Origin of the sequence: Asticcacaulis sp. AND118, from assembly GCF_020535245.1 — a bacterium.
Lineage (GTDB): Bacteria > Pseudomonadota > Alphaproteobacteria > Caulobacterales > Caulobacteraceae > Asticcacaulis.
Window position 1 is genome coordinate 517,979 of record NZ_CP084911.1, and the last position, 14,522, is coordinate 532,500.

The window sequence follows — 14,522 nt, forward strand, 5'->3', positions numbered from 1 at the left end:
ACGATGACCGGAGGAAACTTACGGCGGCCTCAAAATAATTCGGCAAGCCCGATAACAGTAAGGTCACTTGCCATGGATAAGTGTGTGAGTCTAAATACGGCACCCCACCCGAAGGTGCGCTCATGAAGCCCTTTTTTGCCGACGCTCTCGAAGATCTGGTCCATGCGCGTGCGCGCCTGGCCATTCTCGCCTATCTGTCGACGGCGGGGCAGGCGGACTTCACCGATCTGCGCGATCAGGTGGGCATTACCGACGGCAATCTGTCCCTGCATCTCAAGAAACTGAACGAGGCGGGATACGTGGCGATTCGCAAGAAAATCGTCTCCAATCGCTCCAATACGCGCATCGGCCTGACCGACGCGGGGCGCGACGCCTTCTATAACTATCTCGATCAGCTCAAGCGGATGCTGGACGCCGTTCCGGAAAAGCCGGATCTTTAAGCCAAAACCGTTGTTCCATTTTTTTAATGAGAACATATTGCGAACTTAGAACAAATGGGGTACGGTCTTCTCAACACATTTCGCAGCCGGGGGATAGACCTTCGCCTTGGGAATCGTGGCATAGGAAGGTCTGGAATCATGTCGCAAGCGGTACTGAAACTCGTGGGAAAAGACGAAGCTGAAAAACAACGCGCGCTGGAATCGGCGCTGGCCCAGATCGATCGCGCCTTTGGTAAGGGCTCGGTCATGAAGCTGGGCAATGCCGGCAAGGTCGTGGAGGTGGAGTCGATTTCCACCGGTTCGCTCGGCCTCGACATGGCGCTCGGTATCGGCGGCCTGCCCAAGGGGCGGGTCATCGAAATCTACGGTCCGGAATCGTCGGGCAAGACGACGCTCGCCCTGCATACGGTAGCCGAAATCCAGAAGGCGGGCGGCACCGCGGCCTTCGTCGACGCCGAACACGCGCTCGATCCGGTCTATGCGCACAAGCTGGGCGTCAATCTGGACGATCTGCTGGTGTCGCAGCCCGATAACGGCGAACAGGCGCTGGAAATCACCGATACGCTGGTCCGCTCGGGCGCCGTCGACATCGTCGTGGTCGATTCGGTCGCGGCTTTGACGCCCAAGGCGGAAATCGAAGGCGATATGGGCGACAGCCTGCCGGGTCTTCAGGCCCGTCTGATGTCGCAGGCCCTGCGCAAGCTAACGGCCTCGATCTCCAAGTCGAAGTGCATCGTCGTTTTCATCAACCAGATCCGTATGAAGATCGGCGTCATGTACGGCTCGCCGGAAACGACGACGGGCGGTAACGCGCTGAAATTCTACGCCTCGGTGCGTCTCGATATCCGCAGCATCGGCAAGATCAAGGTGCGCGACGAAATCGTCGGCAACAATGTCCGCGTCAAGGTGGTCAAGAACAAAGTGGCTCCGCCGTTCCGCGAGGTCGAGTTCGATATCCTCTATGGGGTCGGCATTTCCAAGCTGGGTGAGGTCCTCGATCTGGGCGTCAAGGGCGGGATCGTCGAGAAGTCCGGCTCGTGGTTCTCCTTCAACTCGATCCGCATCGGTCAGGGCCGTGAAAACGCTCGCGACTTCCTGAAAGCAAATCCGGAGATCGCGGCCGAAATCGAAGCGCTGGTGCGTAAGAAGTCCGACGCCATCTCCGAAGAACTGCTCGGCACGCCTGAACCGGACGAAGACGGCGACGAATAAGAAGCGCACAGCGCGGGTTCAGACCGCCCGCATTGCACGCACAAACGCCTCGGTTCATCGCCGGGGCGTTTCTTTTTGGCCTCTGTGACAGAAAAATACCTGCGCTGGCGCAAAGGTCTTTGCGCAAATACCCAAGCCCTCTATATACGGCTGAAATTATTATCGGTTGCGGTGTCGAGCCGTCGGAGTCCCATGCCTTCCTTAAATCAGATCCGTCAGACCTTCCTGGATTACTTCGCCAAGAACGACCATGAGATCGTGTCGTCCTCGTCGCTGGTGCCGCAAAACGACCCGACGCTGATGTTCACCAATGCCGGCATGGTGCAGTTCAAGAACGTCTTTACGGGTGCAGAGACCCGCCCGTACAAGCGCGCCACCACGTCGCAGAAGGTCGTGCGCGCCGGCGGCAAGCACAATGACCTCGACAATGTCGGTTATACGGCGCGTCACCACACCTTCTTTGAAATGCTGGGGAACTTCTCCTTCGGCGACTATTTCAAGGAACAGGCCATCGAACACGCTTGGAACCTGATCACCAAAGAATACGGTCTGGACAAGAATCGCCTGCTGGCGACCGTCTATATCGACGACGACGAAGCCTTTGCCTTGTGGAAGAAGATCGCCGGGTTCTCCGACGACCGTATCATTCGTATCGCGGGGTCGGACAATTTCTGGTCGATGGGCGACACCGGCCCCTGCGGTCCGTGTACGGAAATCTTCTACGATCACGGCGCGCACATCTGGGGCGGCCCTCCCGGCTCCCCGGAAGAGGACGGCGACCGCTTCGTCGAAATCTGGAACCTCGTCTTTATGCAGTTCGACCAGCAACCGGACGGCACGCGCCTCAACCTGCCGAAGCCGTCGATCGACACCGGCATGGGTCTTGAGCGCGTCGCGGCGGTGCTGCAGGGCGTGCATAACAACTACGATGTCGATCTGTTCAAGGGGCTGATCGCCGCCAGCGTCGAGGAAACCGGCGTTAAGGCCGAAGGCGAGGCCCTGCCGTCGCATCGCGTTATCGCCGACCATTTGCGTTCGACCTCGTTCCTCATCGCCGATGGCGTCACGCCGTCGAACGAAGGTCGCGGCTACGTCCTGCGCCGCATCATGCGCCGCGCCATGCGCCACGCCTATCTGCTGGGCGCGAATGAGCCGCTGATGCCGCGTCTGGCGCCGGTGCTGGTGCGCGAAATGGGCGATCATTACGGCGAACTGAAACGCGCCGAGGCGACCATCGTCGAAACCCTGCGTCAGGAGGAAGAGCGCTTCCGCCGCACGCTGGGTCGCGGCATGACCCTGTTGGACGAGGCAACCGCGAATCTCAAAGATGGCGACATGCTGGAAGGCGAGGTGGCCTTCAAGCTGTACGACACCTACGGCTTCCCGCTCGACCTGACGCAGGACGCCATCCGCACCAAGGGCCTCAGCGTCAATGTCGCCGGTTTTGAAGCGGCGATGGAAGAGCAGAAGCAACGCGGGCGCGCCAACTGGAAAGGCTCCGGCGAAAAGTCGGTCGAGGCCGAATGGTTCTCGATCCGCGACCAGGCCGGCGCTTCGGATTTTGTCGGCTACGAGCATCTGTCCACGCAATCGCACGCGCGTGTCATCGTCCGTGACGGGGAATCGGTCAGCGAAGGTCTGGTCGGCGAGCGTCTGCAGGTTGTTTTCGACCGCACCCCCTTCTATCCGGAAAGCGGCGGGCAGGCGGGCGACACCGGCACCCTGCATTGGGCCGGCGGCGAAGGCCGCGTCCTCGATACGCAGAAGCAGGCGGGTGATCTGATCGTCCACGATATCGAAATCACCGAAGGCGTGCTGGCCGTCGGCGACATGGTGCATCTGAACGTGGATGCGGCCAAGCGCCTGACCACCAAGTCCAACCACTCCGCCGCGCACCTGCTGCACGCCGCGCTGAAGAACGTTCTTGGGCCCCATGTGGCGCAGAAGGGCCAACTGGTCGATGCCGAGCGCATGCGCTTCGACTTTAGCCACGGCTCGCCCGTCTCTCCAGAAGAGATCGAGCGCATCGAGGCCGAGGTCAATGCGGTCATCCTGCAAAACGAAGCGGCGACCATTAAACAAATGGCGCCCGCTGACGCCATCGCGGCCGGTGCGGTTGCCCTGTTCGGTGAAAAGTACGGCGACGAAGTCCGCGTTCTGAGCCTCGGTCACGCGCTGGATGGTGCCGACAAAGGCTATTCAGTCGAACTGTGCGGCGGCACCCACGTGTCGCGCACCGGTGACATCGCCCTGTTCAAGATCATTTCCGAAAGCGGTATCGCCGCCGGGGTGCGCCGTATCGAAGCCTTCACCGGTGAAGCGGCGCGTCAGTTCCTGCTGGAACAGGCGGGCGTGGCCAAATCGCTGGCCGATCAGTTCAAGGTGCCGGTGGCGCAGGTCTCCGCTCGCGTCGATGCCCTGATCAACGACCGCAAGCGTCTCGAAAAGGAACTGGCCGAAGCCAAGCGTGCACTGGCCGTCGGTGGCGGCGGTGCAGCTTCGGGCCCGGAAGAGATCAACGGCGTGAAGGTCATGGCCCGTGTGCTCGACGGCGTCGGCGGCAAGGATCTGCGTCCCCTGGCCGAAGACTTCAAGAAGCAGGTCGGTTCCGGCATCGTGGCGCTGGTTGGCGTGCTGGACGGCAAGGCGGCGGTGACCGTGGCGGTGACGCCGGACCTGATCGGTCGCTTCAATGCCGCTGAGCTGGCCAAGGCCGCCGTGATCGCCATGGGTGGTCAGGGCGCGGGTGGCAAGCCCGACTTCGCTCAGGGCGGTGCGCCTGACGCGACCAAGGCCGATGCCGGTCTGGAAGCGGTGAAGGCCGCGATCGTCTAAGCTAAGAGACATTCTCGTCGAAAAGGCCGTCCGTTCGCGGGCGGCCTTTTCTTTTGGGCTTTCGGGATTGCCATCACACGCGCGGGTATGCTGCACTCCTTTTTAAGGAGAACGACATGGATCGCTTGAAAGACAAGGTGGCGCTGGTTACCGGCGGTGCGCAGGGTATTGGCGAGGCCATTGTGCGCAGTTTCGTGGCCGAAGGGGCACGTGTGGTCATCGCCGATATCGATCCGGAGGAGGGCGGCGCACTGGCGGCTGAACTCCCGGACGCTGTGTTCCGCCAACTGGATGTCTCCGACGAAGCACAGTGGATCGCCGCGCTCGATTCGGTTGTGGCCGATTTCGGGCGGCTGGACGTGCTGGTCAACAATGCCGGGATCACCGGGCGCAACGACGCGAAGAACGATCCGGAGCATACGACGCTCGAAGACTGGCGGCGGGTGATGATGGTCAATACGGACGGCGTGTTTCTGGGGTGCAAGCACGCGATTCGCGTCATGCGTCCGGCGCGCGCGGGATCGATCATCAATATGTCGTCGCGTTCCGGGCTGGTCGGCATCCCGCATCAGGCGGCCTATGCGGCGTCAAAGGCCGCGGTGCGCAACCACGCCAAGACCGTCGCGCTCTATTGCGCGGAAGAGGGGCTGAATATCCGCTGCAATTCGGTGCATCCGGCGGCGATTCTGACGCCGATGTGGGAAGCCATGCTGAAGGACGCGGCCGATAAGGAAAAGGTTGCCGCCGGCACCCCGCTGCATCGATTCGGACGGCCGGACGAAGTGGCCGCCGTCGTGCTGCTGCTGGCGTCGGATGAAGCGACCTTCATCACCGGCTCTGAGTTCAACATCGACGGCGGCGTTCTGGCGGGCACGGCGGCCTCGCCCAAATAGGTTTAGAGTGTGCTCCGATCCGGTCGGATCGAAGCACACTCTAAATTTTTTGTTTCTCGCGCATTTGATTCCAAAAACCGCTGCACACTTTTTGGAATGCGCTAGCCGTTAAAAATCTGCCAGAACGAGAAGAAGCCGATGGCGATGAACAGGCCTGAGGCGACGTAGCGGACGATATTCATCGGTACGACTTTCAGCACCTTGTCCCCGAAAAACACAGCCGGGACATTGGCCAGCATCATGCCGAAAGTGGTGCCGAACACGACCCACAGGAAGGCGTCTTCGTACTTGGCGCCGAGGAAGACGGTGGCGACCTGTGTCTTGTCGCCCATTTCGGCGAGGAAGAAGGCAATCAGGGTGGTGATGAAGGGGCCGTAATCCTTCTTCGGAGCTTCGTCGTCGTCCATCTTGTCGGGAATCAGAATCCACAAACCCAGCGCGATAAAGGCGATAGCGACGATCCACGGCATGTAGGTGGTGAGCGCCAGTCCGGACACGAAGTGCCCGACCCACGCCGCCAAGGCATGATTTGCCACGGTGGCGACGAAGATGCCCCAGATGATCGGTATAGATTTATGATAGCGGGCGGCCAGAATCAGGGCCAGCAACTGCGTCTTGTCGCCAATTTCGGAAAAGGCGACGAGAGCGGTCGAATTGAGGAAGGCGTCCACGGTAAGGCTTATCTGTGACCGGCCAGGCTATGACACACAACAACCCGCTTTACCGCGGCCAATCACTTATGGCGGCAAGGCAGGTCGTCGGTCTCACCTATTCTGATTACGCCATGTCCGTGCTGGACAAGTATGTTGACGTAATCCGCCTGATAAAGTCAGGCGCGGTTACTCCCCGAAAAGACAGGCTCCGTTTAGACTCCGCTTAGAAGTGAGTCAAGGCCAGCGCCAACCCGGACAGGGTGAACAGCGAAATGACGGTGGATTGGGCGATGGAGATGGCCGCGCCCTCGTACCACAGGCCGTACATGCGCGCCTGAATGAAGACGCTGACCGCCGTGGGGCAGGCCGAGAGGAAGACGGCGAGCTTGAACATCAGCGGTGGCGCGCCGAACAGGTGCATGGCGACGGCCATGATGGCGGGAGCGAGCAACAGTTTGCCGGTGACCGCGACGGCGGTGACGGGTGTTACGGACAGCAGCTTTTTCAAGGGCATAAGCCCCAGCATCCCGCCCAGCGCCACCAGCGCCACAGGCACAGACGAGCGCCCCATGATGTCGAGCATCTGGTCGAACATGGGCGGGATATTGACTCCGGCCAGCATCAGGCACACGCCGACCAATGAGCCCAGCACTGTGGGGTTCTGTGCCGTGCGTTTCAGCGCCAGGCCGACGCCGTGGCCGGACGCGACGGACAAGCCGGCGCAACCGATGAAGAAGAGGATGAGAAAATCGGCTACGAACAGCAGCGGGGCGGTTTGCAGAACCTCCGGGCCCAGCAGGCCGGTGATGATCGGCAGCCCCAGAAACGCGCTGTTGGAAATGAAGGCCGCCATGCCGGCGCCGGTGGCTTCGCCTGTCGTTGCGCCGAATCGCCGCGCGACCAGCAAACACAGGCCCGATGACACAATGAAGGCGGAGGCATAGACGCCCAGCCAGCTCAGATGGAAGGCGTCCGGCCTCGGCAGGTTGGCGAAAGCGTGGATGAGATAGGCGGGAAAGCCCAGCCAGTAGAAGTAGGCGCTCAGGCCATCAAGACCTTCCGCCTTGAGCCGACCGGTCCGCGCCAGCACAGCGCCAAGGCCGACAAAGGCAAAAAACAACAGAACGCGGCTCAGGGTCTCCAGCATGGGACGGCTTTACGCTCTGTTGCGGTGCGATGAAAGCCCTATTCGGCGCCTATTTATCCGGGCCGAAATCGGGGCTGGCCGAGGCGGAAACGGCGGTTGCTGCTGGATCTGGGGCCTCCGCATCGGGCAGGCCGATATGCGTGACCTGCCAGGTGAACAGGCCGCGACGTTTCATGGTGAAGACGGTCGTGCCGATCTCCGGCTGTTTGATGCCGAGACGCGCGCGGTCGATGCTCCAGTAGAGAATGCCGGGCATGGGCGGCTTGGGCGCGAATTCGCGCGGCTCGATCCTATTGGCGTCCTTGCCCGCGCCGTAGGACAGGGCCAGCAGGGCCTTGGCCGTCAGGTAGGAATTGACGTCGACGACGGGTTGCTTCGGCGGCGCGGCGGTGAGGTCGGTGATGGCGCGGCCGATGGCGCCAAGGGGGTCTTTCAGCACACTGGGGGCGGGGGCTTCGGCGGTCGGCGCGCCCTTGGCGTCGGCCCAAAGCTGCGCCTTCAGGCTGGTGCGCACCTCATCGAAGGCGACCAGTTCTGACAGGCTTTGGATGTCCTCGGATTCAGCAGCCGAACGCAGGTCGTAGAATGCCCACACCGGGCCGATGGCAAAGCCGAACAGGGCCGCCAGCAAGGCGATGATGATGGCGATGGATAAGGTTTTGAACACGCGGACGGATCCCCCTGAGAGCGGCCAGCGGAATGGTTAACATGAAAAATCCCCGATGTCGCGCCTGCTTAGGTGATTAGTGTTAAACTGTGGCTTGAGCGCATTGGCTTTACCGACCTCCGTTTCGGACCCAAAGGTGCGACGAAGCAAAGGTTTAGATTGAGGTTCGAATCAATTTGAACCCAACCAGACCCTAAACCGCCTGACCGGTAATCAGCCGATGAACAAAGTCCAGCTTCGCCCGCACCGTCGGCGTCAGGATGAAGGGGTAGAGCGGACGCTCGCCCATGGCGTTATGGATAGAGTTGATGGCCAGGCTCAGCGGCACCCAGGCGTCGGACAGCCTTTCGAAATCGGTGATGCGGTAGGGTTTGAAATCGACCTCGGCCGACAGGTCTTCGCTGGGCCTGGCCTTGATGGTCATGCCGTAATAGTGAGCGGTCTCTACAGCGTCGGTAATATGCAGGACGTGGGCGAAACTCTCCGCGAAGTCCTCCCACGGGTGCATGGAGGCGTAGGCGCTGATATAGCTGTCGGCCCAGAAGGGCGGCGGGCCTTCGGCGTAATGGCGCTCGATAGCGGCCTGATAGTCGGCCTCATCATCGCCGAAAACAGCGCGGCAGGCGTCGAGCTTGCCCGCATCGCGCACCAGCCGGTTCCAGATGAAGTGCCCGCATTCGTGGCGAAAGTGACCGAGCAGGGTACGGTAGGGCTCACCCATCTGGCTGCGCACGGTCTCGCGCACCGCGTCGTCGGCCTCAGCGGCGCGGATGGAGATAACGCCCTCGTCATGGCCGGTCATGGCGGTATGGGTGGTGCCGTCAGGGGCCTGTTCGTCCTCCAGATAGTCGAAGACGAGACCGCCGGCCGGGTCTTCCTCACGGTCGGGCGCCGGCAGGCCCCATTTGAGAAAGGCGTAAAACAGGCGATGTTGCGCGTCGATTATGCGGCGGAAACAATCGAGATCGTTGGGGACCAGACGGTTATGGCGACACGCGCGGCAAAACGGGTTGTAGCTGTCGACCGGGACCAGCCAGTTGCACACATCGGTGACGGCGTTGGCGCAGAAACGGTACGTGCCACCGCCTTCGACCGGCCGCCAGAGTTGGGCATCCACCGGCTCAAGCGCATGCAGTTGCAGCGTGTTCGGCGAAAACCCCAACCGATGGCCGCAGTTGACGCAGTTGCGGTTATGAAAGAACAGGGTGTTGCCGCAATGGGCGCAGGTAAACAGTTTCATCCGAACTCACTTTCCGGATGTGGTTTCCGGTTCGGGCGACCCTAGATCAGGCGGGCATAAGCCTGAAATGGGGCGCGTTCCTGCTCATGCAAGGCGGCGGTAAGCGCTACCGGCCTTGCCACACTTGCGGGTGGGAGTCGATCCAGTCCTTGAGCAGGCGGGACAGTTTGCGATCATCGGCCAGAGACGGGTGGAAATGACAACCGCCGAAGTCGAGCCCATCGAAATAGATCGTATCGAGGCGCGTCTCGCCGCCAGCCTTCAACGTTTTGGCCACCTGCGTCACCTGATCGCGGATTTCACCATTGGCCTGATCCGAGGCCATCAGGATGAAATGGGCCTGCGGATTTTTCGCGCGCAACCGCTTGACGAAGGCGACATAGGTATCGCGGTAATCGGCCTGCAGGGCGTCGCGCGATTTCCACTTCTCGCCGGGGTTCAGCGCGGTGGAAAAGTCGTTGGTGCCCAGCCCGATGACGATGATCCGCGGCTTCCAGCTCTTGTCGTCGTACAGGCTCTTGCCGTCGAACAGGGTGTGCGCGTAGAGGGTGGGCAGGGTATCGCCTTGAAAGCCGTTGTAATTGCGGACGATTCCCCGACCGGAAAAGGCGTTGATCTGATAATCCGCATCGTAGAGTTTAGCGGTCAGCGGACCGAAGGCCTGCGACGTATCGGTCGTCGCCCATACTTCGTCCGTGGTGCATTCGCGCTTCGGCGAGGTGTTGCCGTAGCCGACCGTGTAGGAGTCGCCGATGAATTCGATCTGGCGCGTGCGGGCGGTCAGTGCCGCGGGCTTGTCGGCGCTGAAACCGAGGAAGCGCCCGGTCTGGCCTTGCGATTCGGTGATCTTTTCCAGCCGATAGACGTCTACGGCGTTGGCGCTTGGGCTGTCGAAGCGCACCGTGGCCTTGCCGGGCTTTTCGATGACCTTCACCACTTCACCGTTGAGGTACAGCTTGTAGATATTGATGCTGTCGTCGAAGCTCAGGGTGACCGATTTGGACGCCGTCGTGGTCTCAAAATAAACGCCCGGCCATTGATGCGTATAGGCCGGCGCCGCCGTGCGTCCGCCATTGTGCAGCGGCAGGGTGTCGGCTGAGGCAACCGTGGCAGAAAAGCACAGGCCAAGCGATAAGGCGGTCAGAACAGTCTTCATCGGGTTTCCTCTCGTCTTTGCCGTCTATTGAACGATGTCAGCGCTGTCAGTGTCAAGGTTCACCCTGTGCCCACACATCGGCAAGACCGTCCAGATGCGCGATAACCAGCCGCGACAGCAGGGCGTAATCGTTTTGGGAATGATGGTAGTTGCAGGCCGTGTTTTCGGTCTTTGGGTAGAGAATGCGGCTGAGGCGTTTGTCCCTGGCCGAGAGGCGGTCAAAGGCCGCGTCGTTAGCCGCCAGATAATCAGCGTCATAGGCGCTGTAGGTGCCAAGAACGATATGAGCCATGGGATTTTGAGCGCGAATATCGGTCACAAAGCGCACAAATTTATCCGTCCAGTCCGCGCGCAGTGCCGCCTTGTCTCTCCATTTTTCAGCGGAATGGAGATCGGTGGAAAAATCATTGCCGCCAATGGCGATGATGATGACCTGCGGTGACCACCCGTCGCGCTTCCAAGGCGTGACGTCTTCGAAAAGGGTGCGGGGATAGAGTGTGGACAGGTTGAGGTCGCGCTTTTCGCCGTTCCAGTTACGCACGACGCCCAGACCGGAATAGGCATTGACCTGATAATCGGCGTCATAGTGCTTGGCGACGCGCGTTACGTAACCTCTGGAGGTGTCGGTCGTGGCCCAGATTTCTTCGTCGGTGCATCCGTCACGCCGCGTCGAATTGGCGCCATACGCCACCATGTCGGAGTCGCCGATAAATTCAATCTGGCGGATGCGGCGGGGTGGCGGAGGCAGTGCCGCGTCGGCTTCAGGAACGAAGAAGCCGCGAAACGCGCCGACGGCCTTTTGCGACTCGCTGATTTTTTCCAGGCGAACCCTGTGTTCGCCATCCCCCAAATGGTCATATTTTAAGACGGTCTTACCCGGCTTGCTGAGCAGCGGTTGCTCCTGATCGTCAATCCACAAACGATACTGGTTCACCGCATCGTCGAAGGCCGCATACAGGTGCGATCCTTTGAAACGCGCTTCAGCGTAAATACCGGGCCATTGGTGGATGACAGGGGTAAACACAAAGCCGCGTTCCCGGTTCTCCGAAGCATTGGCCTTGCCCAACCGCAGGGAAAAACTGACAGGCGCAGGTGCGGTGCGGCCGCCAACGCGCAGGGATAGAAGCGTTGCCTTGTCTATGCCGTCCAATATCGCCTCCTCTTCAGAAAGCCTTACCTGTGCATTGGCCTGCCCGCTCCATACGGCGGCCATAATGCCGATGACAAGAGATGCAAACTTGTGCGGCGCCATCCTCTTCCCCTGGAGTGTTCAAACACCGGCAGATTGGGCGCGACACGGGCGGGCGTCAATAAACGAAAAGGCCGCCCGCGAACGGACGGCCTTTCCAGCCTGGCAAGTTGCCGATGCTTAGGCGGCGAGGGCCTTCGACAGGTTCTCGGAGATCTTGTCGAGGAACCCTTCGGTGGTCAGCCAGCCTTGCGTGTCGCCGACCAGCAAGGCCAGATCCTTGGTCATGAAGCCGGCTTCGACGGTGTCGATGCAGACCTTTTCCAGCGTCTCGGCAAAGTTCTTCAGTTCGGCATTGTCGTCCAGCTTGGCGCGGTGCTTGAGGCCCTGCGTCCAGGCGAAGATCGAGGCCATCGAGTTGGTCGAGGTGGCCTCGCCCTTCTGGTGCTGACGGTAGTGACGGGTCACGGTGCCGTGGGCGGCTTCGGCTTCCATGATCTTGCCGTCCGGGGTGACCAGAGCCGAGGTCATCAGGCCCAGCGAGCCGTAGCCCTGAGCGACCGTATCGGACTGCACGTCGCCGTCGTAGTTCTTGCAGGCCCAGACGAAACCGCCGGACCATTTCAGGGCCGAGGCAACCATGTCGTCGATCAGGCGGTGCTCGTAGGTCAGGCCCAGTTCCTTGAACTTCGCCGCGTATTCGGCGTCGAAGATTTCCTGGAAGATGTCCTTGAAGCGGCCGTCATAGGCCTTGAGGATGGTGTTCTTGGTCGACAGATAGACCGGATAGTTGCGGGCGATGCCGTATTCGAAAGAGGCGCGGGCGAAGTCGCGGATCGATTCGTCGAGGTTGTACATGCCCATGGCCACGCCCGCACCCGGGAACTTGAACACTTCGTGCTCGATGACCTGACCGTCTTCACCCACGAACTTCATGGTCAGCGTGCCCTTGCCGGGGACGAGGAAGTCGGTGGCCTTGTACTGGTCGCCAAAGGCGTGACGGCCGACGACGATCGGCTGGGTCCAGCCGGGGACGAGGCGCGGGACGTTCTTGCAAATGATGGGTTCGCGGAACACAACGCCGCCAAGAATGTTGCGGATGGTGCCGTTCGGCGACTTCCACATCTTCTTGAGGCTGAATTCCTTCACGCGGGCTTCGTCCGGGGTGATGGTGGCGCACTTCACGCCCACGCCGCAGGCGGCGATAGCGTTGGCGGCATCGATCGTCACCTGATCGTCGGTGGCGTCACGGTTTTCCATGCCCAGATCGAAATATTGCAGGTCGATGTCGAGGTAAGGGTGGATCAGCTTATCCTTGATGAGCTGCCAGATGATGCGGGTCATTTCGTCGCCGTCGATATCGACGACCGGATTGGCTACCTTGATCTTGGCCATTGAAAGCTTCCTTTTCGAGCGGGCGCTGGCGGAAGGACGCACAGGGTCTCAGCCGCCGCGGACATGCCCCTATAGACGAAATGGCGTCTTGCGCAAAACGGTAAATTGATCGGCATTCGCAACCATCTCGTGATAGGTTCGCTGCTGGTCTGTTAAGGCGTGTCGCGTTCATCTTCACATTTTTATGGTCCCATCTTCACAGGAGATGACCATGAAGGTCGATATTCAGACGGAGCACCGCTGGCTGGAGCAGTTCAGCGGTAACTGGGAAATGGTCTTCGATGACGACGTGCCCGCGGATCAGCGCACGGACGACTGGGTCGAAACCGGGCGTACCCTGCACGGCGTCTGGGCCGTGGTCGAAGGACGCGGCGACATGCCGGGCGGCGGTCGCGCCACCACCCTCCTGACGCTGGGCTACGACCCGGCGCGCAAAGCTTTTATCGGCACCTGGATCGGCTCGATGATGAGCCATATGTGGGTCTATGAAGGCCAATTGACCGACGACGGGCGTCTGGTGCTCAACAGCGAAGGTCCGGATTTCGAAACCGGCGCCATGCGCAGCTATCAGGACATCTATGCCTTCGACGGGCCCGATGCCCGCACCCTGACGTCGCAGATGCTGATGCCGGACGGCCATTGGCAGGTTTTCATGAACGGACGCTATAAGCGGGTCGGTTGATCCGCTCTTTCATGTGTTCCCGCCTTCGCCTATAAGCCCCGCGATGAAAGAAAACCGTATTGCCCCGCCGCTGGAGCGGCCCGACCTGACCCTGCCGTGCGTCATCCTCGACCGGCCGCAGATGGCCGAGAATATCGGATCGGTTGCCCGTGTCATGGCTAATTTCGGCCTGCGTGACCTGCGGATCGTCAATCCTCGCGACGGCTGGCCGCAGGAACGCGCCTGGGCCATGTCTTCGGGCGCGCACTGGCCGCTCGACAATGCCACTATATATGAGACGGTGGCCGAGGCGATTGCCGATCTAAACGCCGTCTACGCTACGACGGCCCGTCCGCGCGAGACGCAACTGCCTGTCCGCACGCCGCGTCAGTGCGCCGACGATTCCTATACTAATGCGCAGCAGGGCCTGAAAACGGGCCTTCTGTTCGGAGCTGAACGCGCCGGGCTGGAAACCAATGACATCGCCCTTTGCCATTCCATCGTGACCATTCCCGTCGATCCGGCCTTCCATTCGCTCAACCTGTCGCAGGCGGTGAATATCGTTCTTTATGAGTGGCGTCTGAAGGTGATGGACACGCCCAAGGATGCTTTCACGAAAAACATGGATCAGCCGGCGGCGCTGGATAAGCTGCACGGCCTCTATGGGCATCTGGAAGACGAACTGGAAAAGGCCGGCTTCTTCTTCCCGCCGGAGAAGAAGGAATCGATGCAGCGCAATCTGCGTGTGGCATTGAATCGTGCGCAGTTGACCGAGCAGGAAGTGCGGACCTGGCGCGGCGTCGTCACGGCGCTGGTGAAGGGCAGAGGACGTTCGCTGGTCAATAAGGGCGACCAGTGAAGTTGCGCAATTGCCGTAATTTTCACGGAAGTTGTGGACAGGCTGAGCCTGTGCGTTGACTCTGTTTGGTGGTAACTGTAGATAGCGCCCTCCCGGCAACGGAGAGAGTGGCGAACGCGGATTTGAAGACCGAAAGTTCTTTTAATTCAGTTGGTTGCGGCTTGAGTGGTTGGGG

At 60.7% G+C, this 14,522-nt stretch carries 13 protein-coding genes and 1 riboswitch; of the genes, 6 read left to right on the forward strand and 7 right to left on the reverse strand.

What is annotated here, in order from left to right:
- Positions 1-122 precede the first annotated feature (122 nt).
- The 4 genes from LH365_RS15800 (at position 123) to LH365_RS15815 (ending at position 5,380) form a co-directional block, all read left to right on the forward strand.
- Positions 123-440 carry a transcriptional regulator gene (locus LH365_RS15800; RefSeq protein WP_226745528.1) on the forward strand — a complete coding sequence of 106 codons (318 nt, stop codon included), beginning with the start codon at positions 123-125 and terminating at the stop codon, positions 438-440.
- A 135-nt stretch (positions 441-575) separates the two neighbouring features.
- Positions 576-1,652 (forward strand): recombinase RecA, encoded by a 1,077-nt coding sequence (recA, locus tag LH365_RS15805; protein ID WP_226746295.1) that lies wholly within the window; start codon positions 576-578, stop codon positions 1,650-1,652.
- A gap of 192 nt (positions 1,653-1,844) precedes the next feature.
- Positions 1,845-4,487 (forward strand): alanine--tRNA ligase, encoded by a 2,643-nt coding sequence (gene alaS / locus LH365_RS15810; protein ID WP_226745529.1) that lies wholly within the window; start codon positions 1,845-1,847, stop codon positions 4,485-4,487.
- A 116-nt stretch (positions 4,488-4,603) separates the two neighbouring features.
- Positions 4,604-5,380, forward strand: coding sequence for a glucose 1-dehydrogenase (locus tag LH365_RS15815; RefSeq protein WP_226745530.1), 777 nt, complete (start codon positions 4,604-4,606; stop codon positions 5,378-5,380).
- A 101-nt stretch (positions 5,381-5,481) separates the two neighbouring features.
- On the opposite strand, the gene LH365_RS15820 is transcribed toward LH365_RS15815, so the two are convergent.
- The 7 genes from LH365_RS15820 to LH365_RS15850 form a co-directional block, all read right to left on the reverse strand.
- Positions 5,482-6,051, reverse strand: a complete 570-nt coding sequence (locus LH365_RS15820) for a TMEM165/GDT1 family protein (protein WP_226745531.1) — start codon at positions 6,049-6,051, stop codon at positions 5,482-5,484.
- Between the two features lie 4 nt (positions 6,052-6,055).
- A riboswitch (yybP-ykoY riboswitch) is annotated at positions 6,056-6,235 on the reverse strand.
- A gap of 21 nt (positions 6,236-6,256) precedes the next feature.
- A complete protein-coding gene (locus LH365_RS15825; RefSeq protein ID WP_226745532.1) occupies positions 6,257-7,180 on the reverse strand; it encodes an AEC family transporter in 924 nt (307 codons plus the stop codon).
- Between the two features lie 49 nt (positions 7,181-7,229).
- Complete coding sequence (locus LH365_RS15830) at positions 7,230-7,847, reverse strand: DUF2939 domain-containing protein (RefSeq protein WP_226745533.1); 618 nt, start codon at positions 7,845-7,847, stop codon at positions 7,230-7,232.
- A 193-nt stretch (positions 7,848-8,040) separates the two neighbouring features.
- On the reverse strand, positions 8,041-9,087 hold the full coding sequence (locus LH365_RS15835; protein ID WP_226745534.1) for a putative zinc-binding metallopeptidase: 1,047 nt from the start codon (positions 9,085-9,087) through the stop codon (positions 8,041-8,043).
- A 106-nt stretch (positions 9,088-9,193) separates the two neighbouring features.
- Positions 9,194-10,243, reverse strand: coding sequence for an SGNH/GDSL hydrolase family protein (locus tag LH365_RS15840; RefSeq protein ID WP_226745535.1), 1,050 nt, complete (start codon positions 10,241-10,243; stop codon positions 9,194-9,196).
- Positions 10,244-10,295: 52 nt separating this feature from the next.
- Complete coding sequence (locus LH365_RS15845) at positions 10,296-11,495, reverse strand: GDSL-type esterase/lipase family protein (protein ID WP_226745536.1); 1,200 nt, start codon at positions 11,493-11,495, stop codon at positions 10,296-10,298.
- Positions 11,496-11,612: 117 nt separating this feature from the next.
- Positions 11,613-12,827, reverse strand: a complete 1,215-nt coding sequence (locus tag LH365_RS15850) for an NADP-dependent isocitrate dehydrogenase (RefSeq protein ID WP_226745537.1) — start codon at positions 12,825-12,827, stop codon at positions 11,613-11,615.
- A gap of 211 nt (positions 12,828-13,038) precedes the next feature.
- Between LH365_RS15850 and LH365_RS15855 the strand changes: the two genes are divergently transcribed.
- Both LH365_RS15855 and LH365_RS15860 read left to right on the forward strand, forming a co-directional pair.
- Positions 13,039-13,509 carry a DUF1579 domain-containing protein gene (locus LH365_RS15855; protein WP_226745538.1) on the forward strand — a complete coding sequence of 157 codons (471 nt, stop codon included), beginning with the start codon at positions 13,039-13,041 and terminating at the stop codon, positions 13,507-13,509.
- Positions 13,510-13,552: 43 nt separating this feature from the next.
- On the forward strand, positions 13,553-14,347 hold the full coding sequence (locus LH365_RS15860; protein WP_226745539.1) for an RNA methyltransferase: 795 nt from the start codon (positions 13,553-13,555) through the stop codon (positions 14,345-14,347).
- Positions 14,348-14,522: the final 175 nt, after the last annotated feature.

Bases quoted from the DNA above. Each gene is read 5' to 3' on its own strand.
- LH365_RS15800 (WP_226745528.1), top strand. From the start codon at position 123: ATGAAGCCCTTTTTTGCCGACGCTCTCGAAGATCTGGTCCATGCGCGT.
- alaS (WP_226745529.1), top strand. From the start codon at position 1,845: ATGCCTTCCTTAAATCAGATCCGTCAGACCTTCCTGGATTACTTCGCC.
- LH365_RS15815 (WP_226745530.1), top strand. From the start codon at position 4,604: ATGGATCGCTTGAAAGACAAGGTGGCGCTGGTTACCGGCGGTGCGCAG.
- LH365_RS15825 (WP_226745532.1), bottom strand. From the start codon at position 7,180: ATGCTGGAGACCCTGAGCCGCGTTCTGTTGTTTTTTGCCTTTGTCGGC.
- LH365_RS15835 (WP_226745534.1), bottom strand. From the start codon at position 9,087: ATGAAACTGTTTACCTGCGCCCATTGCGGCAACACCCTGTTCTTTCAT.
- LH365_RS15840 (WP_226745535.1), bottom strand. From the start codon at position 10,243: ATGAAGACTGTTCTGACCGCCTTATCGCTTGGCCTGTGCTTTTCTGCC.
- LH365_RS15845 (WP_226745536.1), bottom strand. From the start codon at position 11,495: ATGGCGCCGCACAAGTTTGCATCTCTTGTCATCGGCATTATGGCCGCC.
- LH365_RS15850 (WP_226745537.1), bottom strand. From the start codon at position 12,827: ATGGCCAAGATCAAGGTAGCCAATCCGGTCGTCGATATCGACGGCGAC.
- LH365_RS15855 (WP_226745538.1), top strand. From the start codon at position 13,039: ATGAAGGTCGATATTCAGACGGAGCACCGCTGGCTGGAGCAGTTCAGC.
- LH365_RS15860 (WP_226745539.1), top strand. From the start codon at position 13,553: ATGAAAGAAAACCGTATTGCCCCGCCGCTGGAGCGGCCCGACCTGACC.